This window comes from Streptomyces sp. NPDC088350 (genome assembly GCF_044753545.1).
Classification (GTDB): domain Bacteria; phylum Actinomycetota; class Actinomycetes; order Streptomycetales; family Streptomycetaceae; genus Streptomyces.
On sequence record NZ_JBIVNL010000009.1, the window covers coordinates 99,862 to 126,413 of the forward strand.

Genomic DNA, 26,552 nt, shown 5'->3' on the forward strand with positions numbered 1-26,552 from the left:
GACGCCGGCCCTGCCCCGATTGGGCGCGTTCGTCACCTGACGTCGACGAAGTCGCCTGTCGCCGTGGAGGGGCCGGTGGTGGGGGTACCGGTGAAGACGTAGCGGAAGTAGCCGTCGGTCTTGGCCTTGGTGGTGGTTTTCAGCGTGCCGCCGGCGCCGGTGGTGACGGTTTTCAGCGTGGTGTAGACGGAGCTGCCCTTCTTACGGAACTGCAGTTGGACGGACCGCCCCTGGTAACCGGTGTAGGTGCCGCTCCCCCAGCTGGCGCGGGTCAGCTTCCCGGTGACCGTGATCGTCCTGCCCTTCTTCACCGGCTCGGGCGAGGCGTTGACCGTCACCTTGGCGAACCGCTTGAAGTTCGCCGTGCCGGCGGCGTCGATCTCCGTCCAGTCGTCGGTGGTGTCCTGCGCTCCGGCGAGCACGTTCCAGGCGCCGGCGAGGCCGTTGTGGTCGAAGTCCCGCGCGGCGTCCACACCGATGCTCGCCTCGCACGTGGAGGTGGTCGGGTCGGTCGGCGACACCACGCATGTTCCCGACGGCGGGAACAGCGGCAGGCTGCCGTCGGCGTCGTCGGTGTTGCGTCCGTGCCACAGGTAGGCCCAGGATGCGACGACGCCCTCCGGGTCATGGGCCGTCCACGTGATCGTGACGGTCTTTCTGGTGGTCAGGCCGAGCACGATGTCCTTGCCTCCGTTGACCACGACGTTGGAGAACGTGGTCGCGTCGGCAGCCGTTCTGTCCGCCGCTTGGGCGGTGGCCGGAAGCACCGACACGGAAAGGGTGGCGGTCAGGAAAGTGACGGCGACGGCCGGGCGGATGCGCATGAAGTCCCCCTTCGGGACGCTGGGTTCGCCGCTTCCCCACGCGACGAAACCTGATGGTGTGTCATCGGTGGCTAGACACCTGAAGGACAGTCCCGGTTGCCCTGTTCTTCGAACCAGTGACCGCATTCGTTCAGCAGGGGGACGTTTTCGACGGGGAGGCGATGTGGGGGATGGCGGGTCACGCGAACCCGCAGGCCCGCCATCCCCTCAACGGTGCATACGGACCGTCAGTAGCCGCTGGTCTTGAAGTCGCTGAAATCGTCCTCGCTCGGGTAGCCCGGGTTGGCGGCGGTGCCGAAGAGGCCGACGTCCTGGGTGTCCGTGGCGGAGGGGACGTTCGCGGTGCTCAGGGGGGTCCAGTTGGTGCCGTCGGTGGAGTAGTAGCCGGTGTAGGTGGTGCCTGAGCGGACCAGCCGGATCCAGCTGGGCAGTACGGGCTTGCCGACTCCGGAGCCGTTGGCGGTGGTGCCGGAGTCGAGGAGGCCGTCGCCGTCGGCGTCCCACTGCATGAAGTAGCCCTTCTTCGCGCTCACTCCGACGGTCACGAAGCCGGGCGAGTCGTTCGCGCCGGTGATGTCGTTGCGCACCATGATTCCGGTCTTGGCCCCGGAGTTCTGGTACCGCTGCCAGGTGACGCGCACCGTCGTGGTGGAGCCGTCGCGTTCCCCGCCGGGGATGTACAGCGCGCCGTACTCGTTCTTCGGCCCGTAGACGCCGGCGCCGGCCGCCTGAATCCCGAGGGCGGAGCCGACCTGTGAGAAGTTCGCGGGCTCCGGGGTGGAGGCGAAGGTGTGGAACGGGGTTCGGACGGGCGCGTCGAGCACGACGGACGTGTGCCCGGTGGCGGAGCCGGTGGCTCGTGCGCCGGTGCCGGTGTTCCAGCGGAAGTGGGCGACGGCGTCGAGCCGGGTGGTCGCGAAGAGCTGGCTGCTGGACGCCGGTGCCGTGACCCGGTACGTGGCGCGGACGGTCGCGCCGGGTGCCACGGAGGTGAAGGAGGTGGGCGAGAGCGGGGTGGCCGTCCAGCCCTTCGGGACGGGCAGGGTCATGTGGACACGGGTCGCGGCGACGGTGCCCCAGTTGGTGAAGTCCGCGGCGGCGGTGGTCTGTTGACCGGTTCCCAGGGTGCCGGGGGCGGTCACGGTGAGGCCGGTCTGCGGGCGCCCCGCAGTCCTCTCGGCGGCCCACGGGCGCACCCGGAGCAGCGCCACGCCGTGGGCGGGTACCGAGGCGGCGACGGAGACGCCGGAGGACCGGGTGACCTCGTGGGTCCAGAGGTTGTCGAGGCGGTACGAGGAGGCAGCGGGAAGGCCGGCTGCGCCTGCGGCGACGGAGACGGTCTGTGCGACGGACCCGGTGTTGAACAGACCCAGGATCACCTCGCCGTTCGGCTCCGTTTTCGCGAAGACCTGGGCGGTCGCGCTCTTGCTCACCCGGGAGGCGTTGACGGCGTCCTGGTCCACCGCGATCACGTCACGGTTCGTCAGCAGCCTGAGGTCGGCGGGGTCGAGCCTGGTCAGGTCGGTGCCGAGCAGGAGCGGGGAGGCGGCCAGCGACCACAGGCTCAGCTGGGTCTGCCGCTCGTCGGGGGTCAGCCCGCCGTCGCTGCCGTTGCCGACCTCGATCGAGTCGTAGTCGTTGAACGCGCCGGGGGCGCCGTACGGCTGCCAGGCCGCGACCTGGTCGAACCGGGCCGACATGCGCTGCCAGCTGGTCAGCGGGGTGCTGGATCCGTTGACGCCGCAGTAGCACTCGATGTCGCCACCGGTGCGCCAGCCGTTGCTGGTGGCCTGCCAGGTGGCGGCGTCGGCGATGCTGAGCGAGTTGGACAGCTCCAGGTGCATCGGGCGGCCGGTGGTGACGATGGACTGGTGCCATGCCCTCATCTCGGGGCGGTTGTCGGCGGCGACGAGTCCGCCGCCGGGGCCGACGAAGTCCATCTTGATGTAGTCGACGCCCCAGGAGGCGAACAGGTCGGCGTAGCCCTGGATGTACTCCTGCGCACCGGGCTTGGTGAAGTCGATGCGGTAGGAGTCGTTGTGGGTGTTGCCGGGCTGTGTCGGGTCCGCGATGTCCTGCATGTGGTAGGAGGTGCCGTAGACCGGCAGGTTCTTCTGGTACGCCTCGATCGGGATGCCCGGCGTGAGGTAGATGCCGAACTTGAGGCCCAGCCCGTGCAGATACCCGGCGAGGGCGGGGATGCCGTCGGGGAAGCGGGTGGTGTCCCAGGCGTTGCGGCCGTAGGCGTCCAGGTGGTCGGACCAGCCGGCGTCGATGTTGATGTAGCGGTAGCCGTACTGCCGCAGCTTGTCGTGCATGACCCGCGCCTGGGCCTTGATCCCGTCCTGGGTCAGGCCGCTGCCTTCGCGCAGCGCGCTCCAACTGCTCCAGCCCATGGGCGGTGTGGACGGGATGGGGGCGGCGGTGTCCGTCGCGGCCCCGGATGCGGGCGCGGCCAGCGCGGGCGACGTTCCCGCCGCCAGCCCGAAGAAGAGCAGTAGAGGCAGCAGACATCTGATCAATCTCGTACTCATCGAACGGCTCCTCAGAGTGACCAACGGCAACGTGCCTTGTCCGTACCGGTCGAACCGCCCATGTTCTATTAGCGATTCACTGCCACGTCAACACATTCATCCGATGAATCACTGAGAGACGTCCTACGACGGGTCAGTCACACGTCAGCGTGGGTGTCCCCCAGTCGCCGTGGTCGTTGCCGTTGCCGTCGCCCGCGTCACCGACTTTGAGGTCGATCACCTGGGCACCGCTGACGTCGACGTCGATCGGCACCGCGGCCTGTTTGCCGCGGATCGTGGGCGTGGTGACCAGGGTCTTCCCGTCGGCGATCACGGAGAACGAGACCGTGCCCGCACCGCCCGTCTCGTCGTCGACGCCGACGTCCGCCGTCAGCCGCGAGCACTGTCCGGCGAGGTAGAGCTGGACGTCGCTGACGGAGTTGGTGCCCAGGCCCTTGGCGTAGCCGACGCCGGCGATGGTGATCGGACGTCCGTCACCGGCCGCCTGCTCGCCGACGCTGGTGTCCCGTTCCACCGGGCCCCACCCATTGGTGGACGACAGGAACGGCAGGTCGCTCACCTCGCTCCTCCCGGTCGGCGGGGTCGGTGGGATGCCGCGGACGATGCGTTCGTCGGCGCCGACCGCCTGCCGTCCGTGCTGCCGGTAGTGCACCGTGGCGGTGAACGCCGAGGCGGATGGCAGCGTTCCGGTCGGCGGCGCCACCGTCCAGGTGAAGGTGGCCGATGCGCCAGGCCTCACACGCTCGACCGACGTGGGGCTCGCGGCACTCACACTCCAGCCGTCGGGCGCGGAGAGCGACGCCGTCAGCCCGGAAGCGGACCGCCGGTCCTTCGGCACCCGCACCGTCGCCCGCGCCGTGAACGCCTGTCCCGGCTGGGCGGTGTCCGGTACGTCCAGGGCGACATCCGCCCCCGGATGCTTCGGCATGGCGTAGCCACGGGCGTCGTAGCGCGGGCTGTCGTTCTGCGCGACACGCAGGGACGAGGCGTAACTGCCGTAGTCGGTCAGCGAGACCTTGCCCAGGCCGCCGGTGGTGCCGTCGAGGTTCCACACGGCGATGGCGATGCTGTTGTGGCCGTTGGGGTTCAGGATGCCGTTGGGGACCGGGAAGGTGTGCTGCGGGCCGAGGTAGTTGACGTAGTTGCCGACCTGCCAGCCGTTCACGAAGATCGTGGCGCGGTACTTGCGTGCCGGGTCGTCGGTGAATGTCAGCCCGAGCGAGGTGTCCTGGCCGTGCGGCAGGTCCAGGCGGGCGTCGGTGCGGTACCAGGAGACTCCAGGAGTGGTGTCGGTTGTCGGGAGGGACACCCGCTTCCAGTCGCCGTCCGGGTAGCCGGGCAGGGACCAGCCGGCCCGCTCGCCGTAGAGGCCGCCGGTCGACAGCGGGCCGCGGACCGTGTCCTGGAGGTCCTCGCCGCCGCGTACGCCCTGGAGGCGCCAGGTGACGGACGTCAGCGGCGCGCCGACGAGGGCGGCGCTGGTCAGGCCGCGTGCGGTCTTGTTGCCGTTGGTGGAGTTGTAGTCCTCCTCGTGCCCCATGTTGACGGTGAGCACGGAGAGGACGTTGTCGCCCGTGGACCGCACCGCACCTGCCGGGAAGGTGAAGTCGGCGCTGCCCGTGGTGGAGCTGCCCAGGAAAGTCCCGTTGAGCCAGGCGGAGAACGCCTGGGCGTCTCCGCCGGAGTCCGAGACCAGGTGGATGCCGGTCTCCTTGCCGGTGGCGCGGAAACGGCCCCGGTACCACGTGTTGCCGGTGTGGAAGCCGTAGTCGTCCGCGTAGAGCACCGGGAGTGAGGTGCCGCCGGAGACGCTGTTGGTGGTCGTCCTGTCGGCCACCTGCCAGCTGGTGTCGTCGAAACCGGGGGCCGCTTCGGGGGATTCCTCGGCGTGCTTCCAGTTGGTCAGGGCCGGGAGGTGTATCGGGGCGGCCACCGGGATCTTTCCGGTGAGGCTCCCCGTGTCGGTGGCGTGGGTGCCCAACGCCCTGCCGTTCCAGGTGACTTGGGCGGCGGAGGTGAACACCTCGATGTTCCTGTCGTCGGCGTTGTCGCCGGTGAGCGCCACGGTGTGGCCGCCGTCCCGGCTGGTCGCCGTCCGCAGCAGGTGGGTGCCGCGCACGAGCACCGGGCCGCTCTCCGTGTCCTGGCGCCAGAAGGTCTTCGCCGTGGTCTTGTCGCCTACGAGCAGCAGGAGCGGGCGCTTTCCGTCGCCGCTGATGGTGATGCGGATCAGGCCCTGGTGCGTGTAGTTCAGACGGAGGTCACCGGTGGCCCGGTCCCAACTGGTCGTGACCGTACCGCCGGTGGCGGTCACGGTGGGCTCGGCGGCGTAGCGCAGGACGGTCTCGCCGTCGCTGCCCTCGTCGCCGTAGAGGACGGCGACGTCCCGGTTGCCGATGGTCGCGCTGGTCATGATCTCGGAGGTGGAGTACTGCAACTGCGCTTCTCCGAGGCGGTAGTTGGCGACGATGACGTGCGAGTCGCGTCCGTCGAGCGTGATCGCGGTGCCGGGCTGCTGGGGCACGACCGGGTAGGTCGGCTCACCGGCGGAGTCGCCCGTCGGTACGTCGATGGCATCGACGGCCACGTAGTTGTCCGTCGACGACGAGCCGTGGTTCCCGTCGACGACGATCTTCAGGGTGTGTGCCCCTGGCGTCAGGCCGGTCTTCTGGAAGAGCACCGCCTGGTTCTCGCTGCCGGAGTCGTCGACCGTGGCCGTCTTCGTGCCGTCGAGGTAGACGTCGGCGTAGCCGTGGTTGTTGGTCTTCGAGCCGATCCAGCGGATCGCGGTGCCGTCGAACGGGACGGTGAGCGAGTCGCCGGCCTTGTTCGAGAACGACTCCGTGTGCTGGTAGTCGCCGCCCGTGTAGCTGGTGTTGGCCACGTGGGACCACGAACCGGCGTACTGGAGCACGGAGTCGGGGTCGTCCCAGGTGTAGGTGGTGTCGGCGGACGGCTGGGCGTTGAAGTCGAGTGAGATGTGGGTCTTGTCGACCGCGCTGGAGGTGGAGTTGCCGTGCCGCAGGACGTGGAACTGCGTCCTGGTGTCGGGGTTCATCCGGGCGGTGTCGACGACCGCGGAGTCGTCCGGCGGTGTGGCCCTGATCGCCTCGGTCCTGGTCAGTGGGGCGACCGACTGCGTGAAGTACCCGATGAGTTTGTCCTCGTCGTACTTCGGATCGAGCTGGCGGGTCTCGCGGATCGCGGCCCCGTAGTCGTACGACGTGTAGTTCTCGGGCATGCCCAGCCAGCCCCAGTTGGTGCCGCCGTAGGTCATGTAGAAGCTCTGCGCGGTGGCGCCGACGGCGATGTTCTGCTTGTAGAAGACGTCGGCGAACCGGTCGTTGATCAGCTGGGCGCACTTGTCGTAGCCCGGTCCGCCCCAGGGGTCGAAGGCGCCGCCCTGGAACTCCGGTGAGTACAGCGGTTTTCCGGCCGGGTGGTCGTAGCTGATGTCGGGGACGCCGTTCCACTTCGAGGGGTTGGAGCAGTCGAAGCCCTGCGGGTAGGAGTCCGGGCCGTCGACGTCCAGGGCGCCGGTATCGGAGTTGAAGGTGCCGTTGTTGTTGCCGGTCAGCGGGACCGTGATGCCGTCGGCGCGGGCCTTGTCCTCCAGGTGCTGCATGTAGGAGCGGCCGGCGGACGAGCCGTTGTAGTACTCGTTCTCGACCTGGTAGGCGATCACCGACCCGGTGCCGTTGGTGAGTTGGTGGCGGGCGATGATCCGGTCGATCTGCGTCAGCCACTCGTCGGCGTACTTCAGGAACCGCGGGTCGTCGCTGCGGTTGTTGCCGGCCTTGGTGCTCAGCCAGCCGGGCAGTCCGCCGCCGTCGACCTCCGCGTTGATGTACGGCGCCGGTCGGGCGATCACGTAGAGCCCGGCTTCCTGGGCCATGTCGAGGAGCTTGTCGACGTCCCGTACCCCGGTGAAGTCGTAGACGCCCGGCTTCGGGGAGTGGTAGCCCCAATCGAAGTACAGGGAGGTGGAGTTGAAGCCGGCGGCCTTCATCTTCTGGAAGATGTCGCGCCACAGGTCCGGGCTCGGGAGCCGGAAGTAGTGGAACTCGCCGGACCACAGGTAGGTGCGTCTGCCGTCGACGAGGAACGAGTAGCCGTCGAGACTCACCGTGTGCGGCTGCGGAGCGGCGGCGGGTGTCCGCTCGCCGACGTCCTGCGCCGCCGCGGCCGGCGCGGTCGTGCCGACCGCCAGGGCGATGGTCGCGGCTGTCGCGAGGACCGCCCTCCACCACCGACTGCGACCGGGTCTCGCACCCTCTGAACCGTTCCGACTACCCCGCACTGCGGCCTCCAGACCGACTGGGCGAACAGCATCAAACAGACTCAGGCAAAGTCGAACAGTAAGGGTGCGCAAGGCGCATCACAATGGGGCGGGAGAAGAGAGTTGAGAGGCCGGTTCCCGGGTTCGCGTCCGGGAACCGGCCCGGCGTCGTCAGGACCGCCAGCGCCTCAACTGGACTACTGGCCGAAGCCGTACGCGAACAGGTGGTCGGAGCCCGTCGAACCCGTCACCGGCAGCGTGATCGACGCGACCTGCTTGGTCGCGTCCAGCGGGACCTTCGTGGCGAAGACGTAGGCCTTGACGTTGTCGCGGCCCCCGCTCCCGGTGTTCCGGTAGGGGGTCGTGACGGCGGTCGTGTCCCCCGCGAGTGGTGTGCTGCCGCCGCCGTTGAGCGTCCAGTCCGAGAATCCGATCGTCGCCTGCGAGGAGGTGCCGTCGGTATAGGTGACGGTCACCGTGCCCGAGACCCCGCTGCCGTCGGTCGGCGCGTTGGTCGCGGTGCCCAGCAGGCCCAGTGAGGCACCCGATGTGCCGGACGGCATCGGGATGGTCTGGCCGGCCATCTCCAGGTTGTCCAACTGCCCGGACGTCACCGTCGGCCAGGTGTAGGAGATGCCGTCGGCGGTCACGGTGGAGCCGCTCGTGACGCCGGCCGCCGACAGCGCGTTCTGCGAGAACGCCCAGCCACCGTTGTCGAAGCCGCCCGAGAAGGAGGTGCCGTCGGGGTAGACGCCCTCGTTGGTGGCGTACGGCCACAGCGCGCCGGCCTTGGCCACGGCCACGCGGAGGGTCGCCCCGCTCAGTGCCGTACCGGTGCTGTGGTCGGTCAGCGCGAAGGTGACCGGGTAGGTTCCCTCGCTCGCGCCCGCCGTCACCTTGACCTTCGCCTCGGTACTTCCCGACGCGGGTACCGTCAGCGAGCCCGACGACGTGTCCAGCGTGACGCCGGAGGGTGCCGTCGCCTTCCAGTCGACCGTGACGGCCGTACTGCCGAGGTTGGTCAGGTCGAGCGTGCCGTCACCGGATGTGCCCGGTTGGAGCACCAGTCCGTCGCTGGAGGGACCGGTCGCGGCCAGCACCCGGCCGCCGCCCGTGGTGTCGGACGGCGGTGCCGCCGACGGATCGGACGCCCAGGACTTGTTCGGCGCGGTGCCGAGCGTGAAGGCGAGCGTGCCCGCGCCCTGGAACTGCTCATAGCTCAGCCAGGAGCTGTTCCACGCCTTGCCCTTGACGGCGAGCGCCTGCACGTACGGCGCGTCGGGCGCGGCCTGCGGAGCGTTGATCCCTACGGTCCTGCCGCTGCCGAGGGTCACCTGGGCCACCGGGAACGCCGGGCTGCCGAGCGCCAGGGTGTCCGTGCCCGGGGTCTCCGGGTACATGCCCAGCTCGGACCAGACGTACCAGGAACTCATCGCACCGAGGTCGTCGTTGCCGAACGAACCGACCGGCGCGTTGAAGTACAGGTTCTGCTGGGCGTTGCGGACTGCCGCCTGGGTCTTCCACGGCTGGCCCGTGTAGTCGTACTCCCAGGGGATCTCCACACTGGGCTCGTTGCTCAGGTCGGCGTCGGTGTTGCCGGGGTGCGTGATGTCGTCGAGCAGGCTGTCCAGATAGGACGAATACGCCGCGTTGCCGCCGCGTGCCTGGATGAGCTGGCGCAGGTTGAAGGGGACCATCGGCGTGTACTGGGCGGAGGTGCCCTCCACGAAGCCGTTGGAGGTGCCAGGGGTGAACCCGCCCGCGAACTGGCCGTCCTTGTTCTTGGCCTGCATGTAGCCGGTCTGCGGGTTGAAGACGTTCATCCAGTCCTGGGCGCGGGTGGCGAACTTCTCGTAGACGGCTGTCTTGCCGAGCGACTTGGCGAAGGCGGCCAGGGCGTAGTCGGCGGAGTCGTACTCGAGTTGGGTGGAGACGGGGCCGTAGAAGTTGCAGCAGCTGTAGTCGTTCTCGTCGAGCGGGAGGTAGCCCTTCGCGTCCCGTACGGACTCGCCGGGGCGGTCGTTGTTCGGGGCGGTGGCCTCGTGCTGGAGTGCGGCAAGTGCCTTGTCGGTGTCGAAGTCGGTCGCACCGAAGGCGTACGCGTCGGCGATGATGCCGGCGGCCGGGTCACCGACCATCACATAGCTCTCGCCGTTGTTCGAGGCCCACTTGGGCAACAGGCCTGTCTGGTCGTATCCGTTGAGCATCGAGGTGACGACGTCGCCGGCGACCTTGGGTTCGACCATCGCCATCAGCTGGGTCTGGGAACGGTAGGTGTCCCAGCCGGAGTAGTTGGCGTACTGGGCCTTCTGTCCCTTGGCCAGTTGGTGGACCTGGTTGTCCATGCCCATGTACTGGCCGTTGTCGTCGGAGAAGACGTTCGGGTGCAGCAGGGCGTGATAGAGCGCGGTGTAGAACTGCGTCTGCTGGTTCGACGTGCCGCCGCCGATCCGGAGCTTGGTCAGCACCGCGTTCCACGCGTCGTGGTTGGCCTGCTCGACGGCAGCAACATCCCACTTCTTGATCTCGGTGGAGAGGTTGTTCGCCGCTCCCGTGTCACTCGTGTAGGAGATGCCGACCTTCGCGTTCACCGTGGTGTTCGCGGTGGTGTCGAAGGTGAGGTACATGCCGTTCGCGCCCGTGGTGGGCGGCTGGGCGGCCTTGGACGTGGCGGACGAGCGGGGTGCGGCTCCGGCGCTCGACGCCGGGGACGGCGTACCGGAGTTCTTGTTCCCGCTCGCGTGGATCGTCGGAGCCGGGTGCGCCGGGACGGTGAAGTGCTTCTCCTTCAACGGCGCCGACTTCGCCTTCTGCGGGGCCGGTTGGACCTTGCCGGCCTTCAGCGAGGTCGCGTCGGGGTTGATGGTGCCGCCGACCCAGGTGCCGCTCGCGGTGAACGGCCGGTCGAACTTGATGTCGAAGTGCAACGTGTACCTGTTGCCGGCGCCGCAGAAGTGACCGCTGTCGATCGCACCACTGATCTCCTGGTCGCTCACCACCTGGACGCGGGTTCCGTCGACCTGCGTGGCACCGCCGCTGAGCTTGAAGAGCAGGTTCGCCTGCTGCCCGGCGGGGAAGGTGAAACGGCCCAGACCGGCGCGGGTCGTGTCCGTCAACTCGGTCCGGACGCCGTTCGCGTCGGTGACCTTGTAGGAGCCGATACCTGCCTGCTCGTCGGCGTGGCTGAAGCCTGCGGACGTGTTGCCGAGGTTGCCCGACAGGGCGCCGGTCATCGGCAGGATGGGCAGGTCGCCCGCGACGGGGCAGCCGGGGCCCGAGACGTGGGTGAGGCTGAAGCCGGAGATCTTCTTGTCGTTGTACTCGTAGCCGCCGCCGTCGGGGCGGTCGGGCGTCGTGTCGGGACCCCACTGGACCATGCCGGCCGGCATGTCGGGACCGGGGAAGGTATCCACGGCACCGGACGTGCCGATGAGGGGGTTGACCAGGGCCGCGGGATCCTTCACCAAGGCCGGCGTCGCGGTGCTCGCGGCGTCGGCGCTTCCGATCGCCGGAAGCGGAAGGACCGCCATGCCCAGGACGCAGATCACGGCGAGGCGTTGGCGGATTCTTGCGCGGTCGGGTGGGGCGGCTGAACGTCGGGGTCTCACCATCGGTTGCCTCCGCAGCAGTTCGTGCTTCGCACATCAGGTGTCGGCGCGCCGAAAAACACCGGAATGCCGGCGACAGGCAACGGTTCCGGTCACTTCCACGACCGGCCTGACAACGTTGCCATGCACGAGTGTCGAGTGAAACGCGTGTGCTGATGGCATGTCAACGAGGTCAACGAGACTTTCTGAAAGCGAAGTTCACGGGGAGGTGTGCGGGGTGGCGGCGCCATGGGCTGTACGAGTGACTTCGGGGTGGTGGGCGAACTGCCGTTGAGGCTGTGGCGGCCGGGTGTGCGAGCGCGTGTCGGGGGGACGTGAAGTTGACTGACGTCACGCTTCACACGCAGGAACAGGCAATCGTCGGGCTGAACTATCCGCGAGTCGGCGGAAGTTCACCTCGCGGTTACTGCTTCCGCATCGCCCCGGGCACACGTCACCCAGGGCGCGCGACGGCCCTCGGCGACAGCGTGTCGTTCACGGATTCCCGTCACGCTCACCCCGCTCGCCCTCGGCCGCAAACCCGATCGCAAACGCGTCCGCCGACTGCGTCGGGCCCGGGCGGTCGCAGATGCCGGGGCGCGCGTAGCGGTTCCGCCAAGACTTTCCCAGCAGTAGGTCAACCTGACACCACGAGACGTACATGCCCGGAGCCGAAAGCCTTTGGCCGTCCGCGGTACGAGGCGAGCGGTCGGCATCGCTCAAGTGCTGTGGAGCGGCTCCGGGTTGGACGCGAAAGGCATACGTTCCCGGAGTCACCGAGGGCGGCCGGACGCGAGTCCGGTGTCTGTGCGAGAAGATCGTCCGGGCGAGCGCGGGACCGACCCCGGCCAGGGTCGCCGGGACAGCTCAGCCCCACACCTCGCGAAGGTGAGTACCCGCACTCATGCCCCGCACCCCAAGGCCGCGTGACGATGGGAGCCGGACACACGCCGGGCCCGCCCTGGCCGACCAGGGAGTCAGCAGCACGTGCTCAGTACCTTCGCCCGCACCATCGTCCCGCTCCTCGGCCGCCTGACAGTGACCACCGGTACGACCCGTGCCATCGCGCCGGGCAGCATCGTCGCGCCGAACCACACCGCGCTCGCCGATCCCGGGCTCGTCCTGGCCGCACTGCACCGCCTCGGCACCGAGCCGGTCGTCCTCGCCACCGCGGGCCTCTGGAGGATCCCGTTCCTCGGCCGCCGCCTCACCCGCGAGGGCCACATACCGGTGCACCGGGGCAGCCGTAGCGCGGCGGCGGCACTCGATCTGGCGGCGGAGGCACTCGCCGCCGGCCGGGTCGTGGTGATCTACCCCGAAGGCGGACTCCCCCGGCGCCGGGACTCCGCGGACCACGAGCCCGGTGTCTTCCGCACGGGCCTGGCCCGCCTCGCACTCGCCACCGGCGCGCCGGTCGTCCCGCTCGGGCACGCCGGGGCCAGGCGGATCATCTCCGGTGGCCGGTTCAAACAACTCGCCGGCGTCGCCAGCGCGCCCCTGCGCCGCCCCGACCTGCACGTCCACCTCGGCGAACCCCTCCACCTCACCGGAGACATCACCGAGGCCACCGCACACGCCCGCACGGCTGTGGAGAGCGCGTGGCGAGAGGCCGTCGGCCGACTGCCGTCCTCCTCCGGCACGTCAGTCCGGCGACCCAACTGACCGAGCATCGGGGACAGGGCCCACGCTCGCCCCCTCTCCCCTCTCCCCTCTCCCCCTCTCTCCCAGAACCCAACAGGCTTGATGCACCACCCTGTTGACATGAGCCGGAGTCCGTCACGGTGCCGTGAAGAGCCCCGGGAAACGCGGCCCCAGCCACGGCTTGCGGCCCCAGACCACGACCTTGGCGCGGGCCATGGCACCGACGGCGGTCCAGCGGCCGAGGGCGAGAAGGAGGAAGGCGACCGGGTCGATGGCGATCGTGCAATCGGGGCGCCGGGGTGGGGCGTCGGTGACGGCGGGCACCCCGTCCGCGAAGGTGACGGCGAAACGGTCGCGGCCGGTCCGCACCGCGTAACACGCATCGTGGCCGACCGCGCCGGCGCTCACGACACGCGGCATCGCCAGCCGCATGAAAGGCAACGTGAACGGGACCACGTCCCGGTCGACCATGTGCGGCCTGCCCAACGCGACCGCGATGTCGTAACCGTGGCCGAGCAGGTGCGTGAGCAAGTACGAGCTCAGGGTGGCCACATCCATCGGCCCCAACGGCGTCAGCACCGACTCACGCGGAGAGCGACCGGCCGCGCCCGCGACGAAAACCCTGGCCTGGTCTGCGATCACCGTGCCGAGGACCACCGGATCCCGTTCCGGGAAGGCGGCCAGGGACGCCCGGTTGGCCGCCGCGAGGCCGCCCGGCGTTCCGTCTCCGTAGGGGCGGTCCTCACCCGCCCCTATGTCCGCCATCAGCTTCCCCGCCAGCGCGAGGTGCGCCGCCGCCTCCCCCACCGTCCACTCGGCACCCGGCAACGGCGTCGACGGGTCGACCCCCGCTCCCAGCAGCGCCGCGATCCGGTCGGCGGTGACGGTGATGGCGTCCTCAGGAGTCATGAACGGGATCGTGTACGGACTCGGGCGCGGTGTCCAGTGCCGTACCAGGGCTGTTCGGGAACCCGGGGTCGCGGTCGGGCTCGAACGGGCGGGTCGGCGGGCCGTGGTGACAGGCGTGCGGTGCCGTATCTCCGGACACAGACCGTCAGCCGACCATGTCGTAGCAGGCCCCTGCCCGGGCGAAACGGCGGTCGGCCAGGTCGTCCCGGCGCATGACCCAGTGGACGATGCCCAGTCCTCCGTCGGTCACTCCCTCGCCGCCGACGGCCGCGAGCAACACCCAGTCGCCCGGGCCGTGGTCGTGCTCCGTGAGGGGGTCCGCGTGCCAGACCCAGGGGACCGTCGGCGAGTGTCGGGCACGGAGGAGGTATCGCGGTGACGTGCCGCCGAGCGCCTCAAGGTACTGGCGCCCGGGGTGGTCTGCGCCCGGGCACAGACCACCCCGGCGCCGCTCAGAGGACGGCGTCGGCGAGCCGGGCCACCTCGTCGATGTCGGCGAGCGTCGGGTTGAGGATCAGCTCGTCGGCTCCGAGTTCCGCGTAGGCCTCCACCGCGGCGCGCACCGCGTCGGGTCCCGCGCAGATGGCGCCGTCGACGATGGCCACGAGTTCCTCGCCTGCGGAGCTGTAGTAGTCCCGCACGTTGGCCCGTCCCTGCGCCTCGTCGCCGAGCACGAAGTACGCGATGGCGACCAGTCGCGGTGATCCTTCGCGGCCCCCGTCCTTCCACGCGGTCCGGGCCGCGTCGAAGAGCTGTCCGGCCATCGCGGCCGGCACCGAAGGCGTGACATAGCCCTCGCCCCAGCGCACCATGCGCTCGAAGGAGGCCGGGGCCATGCCGCCGACGATCACGGGCACCTCGCGGGTACCCGAGGGCACCAGCGGATTCGACGTACTGTCCGCGGTCTCTCCCCGCCAGACGCTCCGGTAGACCTCCAGGTCGTTGTCGAGCCGCTTGCCGGTTCCCCGGGGGCCCAGCCCCTCCACGACGAAGTCGTCGGGACGACCGCCGAGGCCGATACCGAGGGTGAGGCGGTGGCCGGAGACCGCGTCGATACCCGCCACTTCCTTCGCCAGGAGCGGCGCCGGCCACGCCGGGGTGATCATGATGTTGCTGATCAGCCCGATCGTGCTGGTGGCACCCGCCGCGGCGGCGAGCGCGACCGTGTCCATGAGGCCCGGATAGGCGATCCGGCCGACGGTCCCCAGCGATGAGAAGCCCGCCGCTTCGGACCGCGCCGCCCATGCGGGGATGACGGCGGGATCCATCTCACGCACCTGGTTGGGCAGTCCTATACCGATCTTCACTCTGAAACTCCTTGCAACCGCACTGTCGGAAACTGTCGGAGATCCACGAACTGGCGCAGATCCATGTGCCAACGCCGTTGGCGGGACACCACGGGCGGACCGCTCAACGGGCAACGCCTGGCAAGGGAGTTGACGGGCGAACTCGTCGGCGTGCGCAGTGGCCCCAGGACCACCGGGGCCCCTGGCCTGGCTTGGCCTCGTGCCGGGCCGCCTACCCGGCGGCGGGCTCGATGTCGTAGTCGACGCGGAACACGTTGGCCGGGTCGCGCGACGCCTTGAGCGCGGCCAGGCGGTCGTAGCGCTCCGCGCCGTAGATCTCCCGCACCTGCGCGGGATTCCGTGCTTCGTCCGGGGAGAGAAAGTTGGGCATGGTGGTGTGGTGGGCCCAGGGCCGCAGTCCGTCCAGCAGGCGCGCCAGGGCGCCCCGGAGGTCGTCGGCCCGCTCCGGACCGCCCACACCGAAACCGAACAGCTGATAGGGCAGACCGCGGTTGGGCACCGAGTCCGGCACCACCGGCTCGCGGTCCAACGCCCCGCCGAGCGCCCGGAGTTCGACGATGGCCGGCGGACAGTCCGAGCCGGGACCGGTCAGTTCGACGAGGGTGTCGATCGGCTCCGCGGAGAGTTCGCGCACTCCGATGCTGCGGTCGACGAACGGCACGGGGAACGGCGGGGTGTTGTGGATGCTCCCCACCTCGCGGTACGGCGTGTCCGCGACGCTGTCGAGGGCATCCGAACCGCAGAGGGATGTCCAGTGCCGGGCGCGTGCGCGACCACCAGGCAGCCGACCGGCCTGGGAGCGGTCAGGCCGGTCGGGGTCCGACGCCGGTCCCTCCACGCGCTGTTCCTGGCCGCTCCCCCGCAGCGACGGACTGTGCGATCCCCCGCACGGCGCCCCGGGAGCGCTCCGCCACGTGGCCGGCGACCACCTCCGTGTCGCCCCTCGCGGTGCGGCACCGGGCCAGGCGCCGCCCGATACGGGACGTGCCCCCGACAACTCACCGCCCCCACCGCGTCGACCAGCCGGACAGGCACCCGGCGCACGGCCAGAGCCCCGACGGACAGAGCGACACCGCCCAGCCCCTCCCCACGCGACTACGACCGCACGCCCGTCAGGAGTGGACCGCGACGCGGGCACAGCCCCGACCCCGCTCACCAGTACCCGCGTCAGCAGCCACGCGGCCGAGCCTGTGGCGCTTTCCAAATTTGTCATCATGTGCGTCAACCACGCCCAGAACCACCCTGGGTCTCGCTCCTCGCCCAGCAGCTTAGGAAGATCGGCACAGCCCTCACTTGGACCACGGCATCAGCCCGATGGAACATTCAGGTCACGGCTGCACCAGGGACGAATCCGAGGTCCGCCACCGTGATCCATGAGCCGAGCGGGATCTCCGAAAGGAGAGAGCAGCCCCCGTGAAATACTTGAACCACAGCGGCATCCGGCGGAACTGCCGTGCCATACAGGGCAGTTGAGGCCATACGCACAAGGTGGATGGACCGACTATGGACGGCAGTGGCGCGGCGGCCGACCGCTGGAGCGGGACGTTCTCGCTGGACTCCACCCGCCCGGACACCGCGACGGAGGGATTCGACGACTTCCAGCGCGGGTGGGAGACGCAGATCGGCGATGTCTTCCCGCTTCCTGCCTACAGCCCGGCCACGATCGGCGACTTCAGGGTCAAGGGTCGCTTCGACCGAGTACGAGGCGCGGTGATCGGCGATCTCCACGTCGCGTCGCCGACCGTCGGGACCGCTGCCCCGGGCGGCGATATCGACCACATAGGGCTCTACATGGTGCGTCGCGGCGCATGGGAGGTGAGCGGCCTGCCCGATCTCGACAGACACACCGTGCCGGCGGGGCAGTTCCTCCTCCGCGACTTCGGGCGGCCGTTGCCCTTCGAGATCGAGCCGCACAGCACGACTCACTTCCTCTTCCTGCCCTCAGCGATGCTCAGGCCCCTGCTCCGGGACCGGAGTTTCCTCGGGTCGGTGGACTCGGCCGAGGCGCGCCTGCTGATGTCCCACATCGCCATGGTCCGCCGGACCTCGGCCGACCTCAGCCCGGCCGGCTCGTACGCCGCCTACCAGGCCTTGCTCGAACTGGCCAAGGCCGTGGCGATGGGCCGGTTCGACGACGTGGAGCCCCAACTGGCCCCCGCACTCGCCCAAGCCGCGAAGGACCTCGCCAACAGCCACCTCGCCGAACCCGAGCTCTCTCCGATGATGCTGGCTCGCGAACTCAACGTCTCCGTCAGCACCTTGCAGCGGGCATTCGCCGCGGCGGGAGAGTCGGTGGCCGCCTACATCCGCGGCCGGCGGCTGGAAGAGGCCCGGCTCGCACTCGGCGCACCGCACGGCCGGCTGAGCGTCTCCGAAATCGCCGCGCACTGGCAGTTCGCCGACAGCAGCCACTTCATCCGCGCCTTCAAAAAGCGCTACGGCCAGACCCCCACGGAATACGCCCGCACGACCGGCCGGGCAGGGAACTGAGCCGAACACGGAACCGGGGGCGATCGGCCGCCTTCATTGCGGCCAACGGATCAGGGGCGGCGCTTCGCCTCGCCAGCCACAGCAACCGTCCGATCGAATAGTTGTCAAGCTCGATCACTTGCGACCGTTTAACGCGAGTGGGTTTAGCCCAGCTCACGAGCCGTGCAGGATGGGGCCGTGGTAGGCAACCTCCCCGTCATGACGACCAGCTTTGTCGGCCGCGAAAGCGAAGTCGGCGCAGTCCAAGCGGCGTTGAACCGGTACCGGTCGGTCACCCTCACCGGTGGCGGCGGTGTCGGCAAGAGCCGCCTGGCGCTGCGCGTCGCGGAGCAGACCCGGGACCGGTATGCCGACGGGGTCTGGTGGGCCGACCTGTCGAACCTCTACGACGAGCGGTTGTTCACCGCCACGGTCTGCGACGCGGTCGATCTCCTGGACCACAATCCGCGTGCCCCCATCGAGGCGCTGTGCGAGTGGCTGACCGGCCGTCAGGTTCTCCTCGTCCTCGACTGCTGCGAGCGGGTGCTGCCTTCCTGTCTCCTCCTGGTGAGCGAACTCCTCGCCGCCGCACCGGGGTTGACCGTCCTGGCCACCAGCAGAAAGCTCATCGGTGTACGGGGTGAGCACCGCATCGAGGTGACCCCGCTCTCCATGGACGACGACACCGGCGGCGGTGGGGACGCGGTGCGCCTGTTCCGCGAACGCTGTGCCGCGTCCGCCCCCGCGGTGTCCCTCGACTCCCCCGGCGCCGCCGAGGCCGTGGCGGCCATCTGCCGTCGGCTGGAGGGAATCCCGCTCGCCGTCGAACTCGCCTGCGCGCGCCTGCGGGAGAACTCCCTCGCCCAGATCGCCGAGCGCCTCGGCTCACGGCTCGACACCCTCGTGGACGAGACGGTGTGGCCCAGGCGCCACCGGGCGCTTCGCACCGCGATCGGCTGGAGCCACGAACTGTGTTCCCCGCTCGAACGGCTGCTGTGGGCAAGGCTCTCCGTCTTCCGCAGCCCCTTCGACACAGACGACGCCCAGTCCGTCTGCGCGGGCGGCCCGCTCAGCGCCGACGCGATCCCCCGCCTGCTCGAACGGCTGGCCGACCAGTCCGTCCTCCAACAGGCGGGCACCCGCTACCGCATGCTCGACACCCTGTGCGAGTACGGAGCCATGTGGCTCGCGGAACTCGGTGAGGAGCACACCCTCACCCAGCTCCATGCCGCGCACTTCGCCACCCTGCTCGGCGAGGCCGAAGCCGGCTGGCTCAGCGAGCAGCAGGTCGCCTGGTACGCGCGGATCTCCGCGAGCCACACCGACGTACGCGCCGCACTCGACCACCTCATCGAGGCGGATCCCGACGCCGCCGTCGAAATGGCCAGCCGCACAGGCCTGTTCTGGCCCTGCTGCGGGCACCTCCACGAATCCCGCGACTACCTCGAACGCGCCCTGGCCCTCGACACACCCCCGGGCCCCTCCCGCACCCGCGCCCTGTGGGCCCTGGGCATCACGCTCACCCTCCAGGGCGACCACCGGACCGCCCTGCGCGTCGGGGAGGAGTGCGCCGCCGAGGCGCGCCAGGACGGCACCCCGCACTCCGCGCTCTTCGCCGCCCACACCCTCGGCCTCACCCACCTCATGGCCGGGCGCCCCCAGGCCGCCTACGACATCTGCGACCACGCCCTGATCACCCACAGCACGTCGCCCCCGTCGGGCGCCCCGCAGCTGTGCTGCATGGTGATCCGCACCTTCGCCCACTCCGCACTGGGCCGACTGGCCGAGGCCTACGAAGCGGCCGTCGCCCTGCGCCGTCTCAGCGAGCGGTACGGGGAGCACTGGGCGCGGTCGTACGCGTTCCACCAACTCGCCTTCATAGACCTCCACCAGGGCCGCGCCCGCGACGCCGAACGCCATGCCCGAGCCATGCTCACCAGCAAGCACAACCTCAACGACAACCTCGGCATCGCCCTCGCGCTCGACCTCCTCACCGGAGCCAACGCGGTTCAGGGCAACGGCATGGCCGCCGCCCGCACCTCCGGCACCGGCAACACCTTCTGGCGCATGCTCGGCCACCCCCATCACGGCACACCCGAACTCTCCGCGGTCCGCGACCAATGGGAACTCCAAGCCCGCAAGGCCATCGGAGACGACGCCTACGACACCGCCTTCCACGACGCCCTCAACGACGACGCCGAACAGGGCCTGGCCCTCGTCATGCAGGGGCCGCACGCCACCTGACCGCCAGCCTCGCGCGGACCGCCGGTTCTGTACGCCGGCGTCGGGCCGTCGGCACCCTGTGTCATCCACCGCGAGAGCTACCCGCGCTGTCCGCACTGCGGCTGACGAACCCAGGTGTCGTCCGCGGTTAGCGTCGGCAGCAGCGCCGGGAGGTCCGGCAGCGCCAACTCGTCGGGGGAGACACACCATGACCCGCAGCATCCGCATACCGGCCGGCCGGTACACCGCGTCCGGGCAGGCCGAGCCGACCACAGCCAACCCGCCTGGAACGACGGGCCGTGCGCGACGGACCGGCGTGGTCGTCATCACCGCCCTGCTCGGGATGTTCGTCGCCCTGAACATCCATGAACTGGGCCACACCGCTGTCGCGTGGCTCGCCGGCGACCACAACGCCTCGTACCAACTGCACTGCGAGCCCGCCGGGTTCGGCTGCAACCACTTCGACGCCACGCGGATGAACACGTCCGAGAAGGTCGCGGTCACGCTCGGCGGAGTGCTGGTCACCCAGGTCATCACCTGGTCGCTGTTCCTGCTGCGCCGGCGCGCCGGCCGACGGTGGTACCCGGTCCTGACTCCGCTGCTCGCCGTCTTCGCCGTCGACCCCGTACTGCAGTTCACGCAGGCGGCGTTGACCCCGCTTCCGGAATACGACCTGACCAAGGTGGACTTCACGGCCTGTGCCACGCTCCTGGGCTGGTCACAGTCCTTCTCGCTCCTCGTGTTCATCGGCGGCGCTCTGGGCTATGTCGCTCTGTGGGTACGCCTGGGCTACCGTGTCCGATCATGACCACCGGGCCCGACTGGGCAAGGCCGATACCGACCGGCCGTCAGCGGCGCTGGGACCTCGCGGTCGGCGTCCTGCTCACGGCCGGCGTGGCTTTGAGCACCGTGCTGTCGCGCGGCTCCGGTATCGACCCCGGTTCGTTGCGGCCCGGCCAGGGCGAGGAACTGCTCTGGGCGCTCGCCGTCGGCCTGCCGCTCTGCTTTCGCCGCAGCTTTCCGCTGAGCGTGCTGACGGCCTGCACCGTCGCGTTCGTCGGCCTTCAGTTGCGATACGTCGGCGACTCCGTGGTGAGTTCGCTCTGCCTGTCCCTGGCCGTCTACGGCGCCGGAGCCTGGGGCCGTGACCGGCGCCGCGCGACCGTCGTAAGGACGGTGGTCGTCGTGACGCTGTTCGCCTGCCTCGGGTACGCGTTGAGCACGAGCACCTGGTCGACGCTGAACGGACTCACGGCCGGGCACCGCACCGGCCCGCTGTCGTCGCTGGACGCGTTCGCCCTCTACACGATCGGGACCAACATCCTCTACCTCGCGGGTGCCTGGGCCCTCGGAGACGCCGCGTGGGTGCAGACCCGTCAGCGGACGGAACTCGCCGAACGCAACCGCGAACTACAGGTCGAGCGCGAGGAGAACGCGCGCAACGCGGTGATCACCGAGCGGCTCCGCATCGCCCGCGAACTCCATGACGTCGTCGCCCACCACGTGAGTGTCATGGGCGTACAGGCCGGTGCCGCCCGGCTGGTGCTCCCCCGGGATCCCGCCGCCGCCGAAAGCGCGCTCAAGTCCATCGAGTCGGCCGGCCGGGACGCGGTCGAGGAGATGCACCGCCTCCTCGGGGCTCTGCGTGACGGAACGCAGCCCGCCCAGGCGGTGCCGGACGCGGGCGTCGAGCAACTCCCCACGCTGGTGGCGAGACCGCGCGGGGACCTGCGCACCACCTACACGGTGGACGGCGAACCACGCGAACTGCCCCAGTCGCTGTCGATCTCCCTGTACCGGATCACGCAGGAGGCGCTGACCAACACGGTGCGGCACGCGGGCGCTTCGCGGGCCGACGTCACGTTGTCCTACCGCGCCACGACGGTCGAGCTGACCGTGGTGGACGACGGACGTGCCGCCACCGACCGCGTGACGACCGTGCCGCGGCGCACGGGGAGCGGAGGGACCCGCGGTGGCCTGGGGTTGATCGGAATGCGCGAGCGAGTGGCCCTGCACGACGGAACACTCCACGTCGGTCCGGACGATCGCGGCTACCGCGTCCGAGCCCGGTTCCGCGTGTCATGACCAGGATCCTGCTCGCCGACGACCAGCAGCTCATCCGTGGCGGCATCCGGATGATCCTGCAGAGCCAGGACGACTTCGAGATCGTGGGCGAAGCCGAGGACGGGGCCCAGGCCGTCGATCTGGCGCGGTCGCTGCGGCCCGACATCGTGCTCATGGACGTACAGATGCCGGGGCTCGACGGGCTCGAAGCCACCCGGCAGGTCGTGGCTGCGGGCAACTGCGTGGTGCTCGTCCTGACGACGTTCAACCGGGAGGACTATCTGTTCCAGGCCCTCCAGGCGGGCGCGAGCGGCTTCCTGCTCAAGAACGCCTCGCCGGAGGACCTGATCAGCGCGGTCCGGGTGGTCGCGCGCGGGGACGCGCTGCTGGCACCGGAACTCACCCGCCGGCTGTTCGACCAGTTCGTGGCCCGGCCCGCCGTTTCGCAGCGCCCGGATCTCGTCGATCTGCTCACCGAGCGGGAGGAGCAGATCCTGCGCCTGGTGGCCGGCGGCGACAGCAACGCCGAGATAGCCCGCAAGCTGTTCGTCGGCGAGGCGACCGTGAAGACCCACGTGTCGCGGGTGCTGAACAAACTCGGGCTGCGCGACCGGGTACAGGCTGTCGTGTACGCGTACGAGACAGGCGTCGTCATGCCCGGGGACAACCCGCCCTGACCTTCCCCGCCCGGTATGAGAAGAAGCCTGATCCCGTGACGGTCACGCGATGTACCCCGACGCCGGTCAGGGAGCAAGGATGATTTTGCCGACGGCGGTGCGGCCGGAGGACTCCGCCAGCTCCATGGCCCGGGCCGCCTCCTCCAGCGGGAAGCGGGCGGCGATCTTCGCGGTGAGTACGCCGTCGCGCAGCAGGCCGAAGACGTGGGTGAGGTCGGTGCGGATCCGGGCCCGGAACGCCTCTCGCTTCGCCGAGTCCGGCTTGCCCGCGCCGGCCCAGATGTCGTAGAAGCTCGCGTGCCTCTGTGTGGGCAGGTAGTTCCAGAACGCCAGTTTGGCCAGCAGCGGCAGGAAGTCGAGGAGTACGGGCCTGGTGTCGTCGAGTGCCGCCGCGATGCTGTAGGAGACCAGGGTGCCGGTGCGGTTGAGCAGTCGGTAGGAGAGGGTGACGCTCGCGCCGCCGAGGTGGTCGAACACGGCGTCCACGCCGTCGGGGGCCAACTCCCGGACACGGGCGGCGAGTTCGGGGTCCCGGTAGTCGATCGGCTCCACGCCCAGGGTGCGCAGCGCCTCGTGATGGCGCGGGTTGGCCGTACCGATCACACGGGCGCCGGCGTCTCGTGCGAGCTGCACCAGGACCGAGCCCACGCCGCCGGCGGCGCCGGTGACGAGCACGGTCTGCCCGGACCGCACCTTCGCCTTGCGGTGGAGCATCTGATACGCGGTCAGCCCGTTGACGATCAGTGTCTCCGCCTCGTCGGCGGCGATCCCGTCGGGTACCTCCACCAGGTCGGCGGCGGTCAGCAGGGCGGCCGTCGTCCAGCCGCCGGTCTTGGTCAGCGCGGCCACCCGTCGGCCGAGCAGTGCGGTATCCCCGCCGGGGCCGACGGCCGCGACAACACCGACCAGGTCGTAGCCGGGCACGAACGGGAACGGGGGCTGGCCGTAGTAGCGGCCCCGGCGCATCGCGCTCTCGGCGAAGGACACAGCGGTCGACTCGACACGCACCAGTGCCTGCCCGGCGGCGGGTGCCGGCAGTGTGCGCCGGAGCAGTCGCAGGCCGGACGGTGCGACCTTGCCCGGCAGCACCACCTCGGTGGCGGTCACGGTGGCTTCGTCGGCGGCGCTCGTCCCGGTCATGGCGGATTCCTCTCGGATGTATGCGACTGTCTCTCACTCTGTTAATGGTCGTAACTATGCACTTGACCGTCAGGTTGCGTCAATCGCCAACAGCACCGCGTTACTGCTCGTAGCGGGACGCTGGGCCCGTCAGAATTCGCATGAGCCGTTACAGTGTGACGATGACAAACGAAACGCGGCCGGTGAGCAGGCGCGAGCGGCTGCGGGCCCAGACGCTCCAGGAGATCGAGGACGCGTCGTTCGCGATCATCGACGCGGAGGGTGTACAGGCGCTGTCGATCGCGGCGCTGGCCCGGAGCATGGCGATGTCCGCGCCGGCGGTCTATCGCTACTTCCCGTCACGGGACGCGCTGGTGGCGCACCTGGTGACCCTGTCCTACGGGCAGCTCGCGGCGGCCATGAGCCAGGCCGTGCAGGGCAGCAGGAGGGCGCCGCGCTCGCGGGTGCGGCTGGTGGTCACCGCGTACCGCGACTGGGCGCTGCGGCACCGGTGCCGCTACGGGATGCTGTTCGACGAGCGGGCCGGAGACCTGCCCAGCGAGGTCACCACGGGGACTCCGCTGGACGACGCGATGGCGCTGCTGATCGACCTGCTGGTGGGCGTCCAGGACGGCGGCCGGGTCGCCGGTTCCAGCGGTGACCGCACGCTGGACGGGCAACTGCGGCTGTGGGCGCGCTCGCAGGAGCGGCCGGACATCGCACCGGACGTGGCCCGCGCCGCCATCCTGATCTGGACACGGGTCCACGGGATCGTGAGCCTCGAACTCACCGGCGTGTTCGACAACCGGACGCTGGAGGCGCAGCGGCTGATCGATCTGGAGATCGACAACGCGGTCCAGTCCCTGACCTGAGGCCGACCACCCGACGCCGCCGGCCCGCACACGCCCGGTCAGGTGGACGTACCGAGGTACTCCTGAACCCGCCGGAGCGGCCAGACCTCACCGATCTTGTGCTTGATGTCGAAGAGGTTCGCCGCGTGGATGCCGGCGTCCCGGTCGCCCACGGCCTCCTCGACCACGATCGGAACGAATCCGTGCTGCATGGCGTCCATCGCGGTGGCACGGACGCAGCCGCTCGTCGACAGTCCGCCGATGAGCAGTGTGTCGACTCCGGCGGCCGTGAGGTGCGCGGCGAGCCCCGTGCCGAAGAAGGCGCTCGGGCACTGCTTCGTCACGGTCAGTTCGTCCGCCGCCGGGGCCAGCCCGTCGATGAACCCGCCGAAGGGACTGCCCTCGACGAAGGCCCGCAGGCTGGGCACCTTGCGGAAGAAGACGCCGCCGTCACTCCCGTCCGCCCGCAGCCGCACCCGTGTGACGACCACCGGAATCCCGGCCCGGCGCGCGTCGGCCAGGAGGACCCGCATCGCGTCGACGGCCGGTTCGACACCGGCGTAGAGCGGGCAGTCCGGGTCGACGTAGGCGCGGGCGGGGTCCACCAGGACGAGGGCCGGGGACGTGCCGGGGGTGAGCTGCCCCGCTAATCCGGCCCGCTCGTAGTCCTCCTGCTGGTGTGGGGAACCGGTCATGGCGACGGCTTTCGTGGGTGGCGGGATCGGCGGGGCGGGCGCCCCGCCGAAGGAGGGTCAACCGCTGTCCGGCTCCACGGGGGTGTTCACTCGGGCAGCGAGCGGGACTTCATCAGCGGCTGGACGCGGGTACCGAAGTTCTCCAGGCCCTCGAGGAAGTCGTCGAAGACGAGCATGATGCCCTTGGTGCCCTGGACCTCGGCGACCTCGTCGAGCAGCTTCGCGACGGTCTCGTACGACCCGACGAGCGTGCCCATGTTGAAGTTCACCGCGCCCTCGGGCAGCACGATGGTGCGGGCGGTGGAGGTGTCGTCGGCGGTGGTGTCCGAGGCCGACTCACCGGCCATGTACGCCAGCGCCGCGTGGTCGGCGTTGTCGTGGTAGTCCTGCCACTTCGCCCGGGCGGCCTCGTCGGTCTCGTCGGCGATGACCATGAAGAGGGAGAGCGCTCCGACGTCGCGGCCGGTCTCCGCCGCCGCGTCCACGAGCGTGGCCGTGGTGTCCGACAGGGCGAGCGGGGTGTTGACGCCGCTGCCGAGGATGAAGTTGTACTCGGCGTGCTCGGCGGCGAACCGTATCCCGGTGTTGCTCTGTCCCGCGGCGACGATGTCGATGTGCCCGTCCGTCGGGCGCGGTGAGAGCACGCAGTCGTCCATCTCGTAGAACTCGCCCTTGAAGTTGCTGACGCCCTCGCTCCACAGCTCCTTCATCACGGTGACGTACTCGGCGGCGCGGGCGTAGCGGTTGCCGAAGTGCTGGTCGCCGGGCCACAGGCCCATCTGGGAGTACTCGCCGGGCGCCCAGCCGGTGACGATGTTGATGCCGAAGCGGCCGGGGGCGATCGAGTCGATCGTCACCGCCATGCGCGCGACGATGGCGGGCTCCAGCGCGAGGATCGGGGTGGAGGCGTACAGCTTGATCCGGTCGGTCACGGCGGCCAGGCCGGCCATCAGTGTGAATGACTCCAGGTTGTGGTCCCAGAACTCGGTCTCACCGCCGAACCCCTTGAGTTTGATCATCGACAGCGCGAAGTCGAGCCCGTGCTCCTCGGCCTTCTGCACGATGGCCTTGTTCAGCTCGAAGCTCGGTAGGTACTGGGGCGAACTCTTCGAAATGAGCCAGCCGTTGTTGCCGATGGGGATGAAAACGCCGATGTCCATGCCGCTCCTCGTTGGCGGTCGGGGTGAGTCTGACGGGGTGACAACGCGCGTGCGTGATCAAGGAGTTCCAGGATGGCGTCGAATGTAGTCGTCGATCGTTACCGCTCCCCTCCCGGTCTGTGAACGGCACCCTGGGCTGTCTCCGGTTTCCGGCGTTCCGTTCCCCCGGATGCCGAGTATTGTCACCCCAGGGAACACAGGCGGAACTCTGTT

At 69.7% G+C, this 26,552-nt stretch carries 18 protein-coding genes; 7 read left to right on the forward strand and 11 right to left on the reverse strand.

The annotated features are described in order from the left end of the window. Positions 1-32: 32 nt before the first annotated feature. From ACIQBL_RS30680 to ACIQBL_RS30695, 4 genes are all read right to left on the reverse strand, one after another. Entirely contained in the window at positions 33-824 is a 792-nt protein-coding gene (locus ACIQBL_RS30680; protein ID WP_401947081.1) for a hypothetical protein, read from the reverse strand. Positions 825-1,051: 227 nt separating this feature from the next. After that, complete coding sequence (locus ACIQBL_RS30685) at positions 1,052-3,358, reverse strand: NEW3 domain-containing protein (protein ID WP_401947083.1); 2,307 nt, start codon at positions 3,356-3,358, stop codon at positions 1,052-1,054. Positions 3,359-3,491: 133 nt separating this feature from the next. Then, complete coding sequence (locus ACIQBL_RS30690) at positions 3,492-7,658, reverse strand: beta-galactosidase (RefSeq protein WP_401947085.1); 4,167 nt, start codon at positions 7,656-7,658, stop codon at positions 3,492-3,494. 176 nt (positions 7,659-7,834) lie between these two features. After that, entirely contained in the window at positions 7,835-11,167 is a 3,333-nt protein-coding gene (locus tag ACIQBL_RS30695) for a lectin (protein ID WP_401947087.1), read from the reverse strand. Positions 11,168-12,211: 1,044 nt separating this feature from the next. On the opposite strand from ACIQBL_RS30695, the gene ACIQBL_RS30700 reads away from it, so the two are divergent. Next, a complete protein-coding gene (locus ACIQBL_RS30700; RefSeq protein ID WP_401947090.1) occupies positions 12,212-12,886 on the forward strand; it encodes a lysophospholipid acyltransferase family protein in 675 nt (224 codons plus the stop codon). 114 nt (positions 12,887-13,000) lie between these two features. On the opposite strand, the gene ACIQBL_RS30705 is transcribed toward ACIQBL_RS30700, so the two are convergent. From ACIQBL_RS30705 to ACIQBL_RS30720, 4 genes are all read right to left on the reverse strand, one after another. Further along, positions 13,001-13,774 (reverse strand): maleylpyruvate isomerase family mycothiol-dependent enzyme, encoded by a 774-nt coding sequence (locus tag ACIQBL_RS30705; RefSeq protein ID WP_401947093.1) that lies wholly within the window; start codon positions 13,772-13,774, stop codon positions 13,001-13,003. A 145-nt stretch (positions 13,775-13,919) separates the two neighbouring features. Further along, positions 13,920-14,054 carry a hypothetical protein gene (locus ACIQBL_RS30710; RefSeq protein WP_401947095.1) on the reverse strand — a complete coding sequence of 45 codons (135 nt, stop codon included), beginning with the start codon at positions 14,052-14,054 and terminating at the stop codon, positions 13,920-13,922. Positions 14,055-14,226: 172 nt separating this feature from the next. Further along, positions 14,227-15,081, reverse strand: a complete 855-nt coding sequence (locus tag ACIQBL_RS30715; protein ID WP_401947098.1) for an LLM class flavin-dependent oxidoreductase — start codon at positions 15,079-15,081, stop codon at positions 14,227-14,229. Positions 15,082-15,292: 211 nt separating this feature from the next. Further along, positions 15,293-15,919 (reverse strand): BBE domain-containing protein, encoded by a 627-nt coding sequence (locus ACIQBL_RS30720; protein ID WP_401947101.1) that lies wholly within the window; start codon positions 15,917-15,919, stop codon positions 15,293-15,295. 665 nt (positions 15,920-16,584) lie between these two features. Between ACIQBL_RS30720 and ACIQBL_RS30725 the strand changes: the two genes are divergently transcribed. The 5 genes from ACIQBL_RS30725 (at position 16,585) to ACIQBL_RS30745 (ending at position 22,514) form a co-directional block, all read left to right on the forward strand. Beyond that, the gene (locus ACIQBL_RS30725; RefSeq protein ID WP_401947103.1) at positions 16,585-17,571 is read left to right on the forward strand and encodes a helix-turn-helix domain-containing protein; all 987 of its coding nucleotides are present in this window, start codon (positions 16,585-16,587) and stop codon (positions 17,569-17,571) included. Between the two features lie 198 nt (positions 17,572-17,769). Beyond that, positions 17,770-19,794 (forward strand): ATP-binding protein, encoded by a 2,025-nt coding sequence (locus ACIQBL_RS30730; RefSeq protein WP_401947106.1) that lies wholly within the window; start codon positions 17,770-17,772, stop codon positions 19,792-19,794. A gap of 187 nt (positions 19,795-19,981) precedes the next feature. Then, positions 19,982-20,581, forward strand: a complete 600-nt coding sequence (locus ACIQBL_RS30735) for a hypothetical protein (protein ID WP_401947108.1) — start codon at positions 19,982-19,984, stop codon at positions 20,579-20,581. After that, positions 20,578-21,858 carry a sensor histidine kinase gene (locus tag ACIQBL_RS30740; protein ID WP_401947111.1) on the forward strand — a complete coding sequence of 427 codons (1,281 nt, stop codon included), beginning with the start codon at positions 20,578-20,580 and terminating at the stop codon, positions 21,856-21,858. Before ACIQBL_RS30735 ends, ACIQBL_RS30740 begins: the two co-directional genes overlap by 4 nt. Then, positions 21,855-22,514: a response regulator gene (locus ACIQBL_RS30745; RefSeq protein ID WP_401947113.1), complete on the forward strand. Its 660-nt coding sequence runs from the start codon at positions 21,855-21,857 to the stop codon at positions 22,512-22,514. The genes ACIQBL_RS30740 and ACIQBL_RS30745 overlap by 4 nt, the downstream gene beginning before the upstream one ends. 66 nt (positions 22,515-22,580) lie before the next feature. Here the strand turns inward: ACIQBL_RS30745 and ACIQBL_RS30750 are convergent, their stop codons facing one another. Beyond that, a complete protein-coding gene (locus ACIQBL_RS30750; protein WP_401947116.1) occupies positions 22,581-23,654 on the reverse strand; it encodes a medium chain dehydrogenase/reductase family protein in 1,074 nt (357 codons plus the stop codon). A gap of 161 nt (positions 23,655-23,815) precedes the next feature. Here ACIQBL_RS30750 and ACIQBL_RS30755 point away from each other — a divergent pair, with 161 nt between their 5' ends. Then, the gene (locus ACIQBL_RS30755; RefSeq protein WP_401947118.1) at positions 23,816-24,505 is read left to right on the forward strand and encodes a TetR/AcrR family transcriptional regulator; all 690 of its coding nucleotides are present in this window, start codon (positions 23,816-23,818) and stop codon (positions 24,503-24,505) included. Positions 24,506-24,543: 38 nt separating this feature from the next. Here ACIQBL_RS30755 and ACIQBL_RS30760 read toward each other — a convergent pair whose 3' ends face one another. After that, positions 24,544-25,179, reverse strand: a complete 636-nt coding sequence (locus ACIQBL_RS30760) for an isochorismatase family protein (protein ID WP_401947121.1) — start codon at positions 25,177-25,179, stop codon at positions 24,544-24,546. An 86-nt stretch (positions 25,180-25,265) separates the two neighbouring features. After that, a complete protein-coding gene (rutA, locus tag ACIQBL_RS30765; protein WP_401947123.1) occupies positions 25,266-26,339 on the reverse strand; it encodes a pyrimidine utilization protein A in 1,074 nt (357 codons plus the stop codon). Between the last annotated feature and the right edge of the window lie 213 nt (positions 26,340-26,552).

Bases quoted from the DNA above. Each gene is read 5' to 3' on its own strand.
- ACIQBL_RS30695 (WP_401947087.1), bottom strand. From the start codon at position 11,167: ATGGCGGTCCTTCCGCTTCCGGCGATCGGAAGCGCCGACGCCGCGAGC.
- ACIQBL_RS30725 (WP_401947103.1), top strand. From the start codon at position 16,585: ATGGACGGCAGTGGCGCGGCGGCCGACCGCTGGAGCGGGACGTTCTCG.
- ACIQBL_RS30685 (WP_401947083.1), bottom strand. From the start codon at position 3,358: ATGAGTACGAGATTGATCAGATGTCTGCTGCCTCTACTGCTCTTCTTC.
- ACIQBL_RS30740 (WP_401947111.1), top strand. From the start codon at position 20,578: ATGACCACCGGGCCCGACTGGGCAAGGCCGATACCGACCGGCCGTCAG.
- ACIQBL_RS30750 (WP_401947116.1), bottom strand. From the start codon at position 23,654: ATGACCGGGACGAGCGCCGCCGACGAAGCCACCGTGACCGCCACCGAG.
- ACIQBL_RS30735 (WP_401947108.1), top strand. From the start codon at position 19,982: ATGACCCGCAGCATCCGCATACCGGCCGGCCGGTACACCGCGTCCGGG.
- ACIQBL_RS30730 (WP_401947106.1), top strand. From the start codon at position 17,770: ATGACGACCAGCTTTGTCGGCCGCGAAAGCGAAGTCGGCGCAGTCCAA.
- ACIQBL_RS30755 (WP_401947118.1), top strand. From the start codon at position 23,816: ATGACAAACGAAACGCGGCCGGTGAGCAGGCGCGAGCGGCTGCGGGCC.
- rutA (WP_401947123.1), bottom strand. From the start codon at position 26,339: ATGGACATCGGCGTTTTCATCCCCATCGGCAACAACGGCTGGCTCATT.
- ACIQBL_RS30705 (WP_401947093.1), bottom strand. From the start codon at position 13,774: ATGACTCCTGAGGACGCCATCACCGTCACCGCCGACCGGATCGCGGCG.
- ACIQBL_RS30760 (WP_401947121.1), bottom strand. From the start codon at position 25,179: ATGACCGGTTCCCCACACCAGCAGGAGGACTACGAGCGGGCCGGATTA.
- ACIQBL_RS30745 (WP_401947113.1), top strand. From the start codon at position 21,855: ATGACCAGGATCCTGCTCGCCGACGACCAGCAGCTCATCCGTGGCGGC.
- ACIQBL_RS30680 (WP_401947081.1), bottom strand. From the start codon at position 824: ATGCGCATCCGCCCGGCCGTCGCCGTCACTTTCCTGACCGCCACCCTT.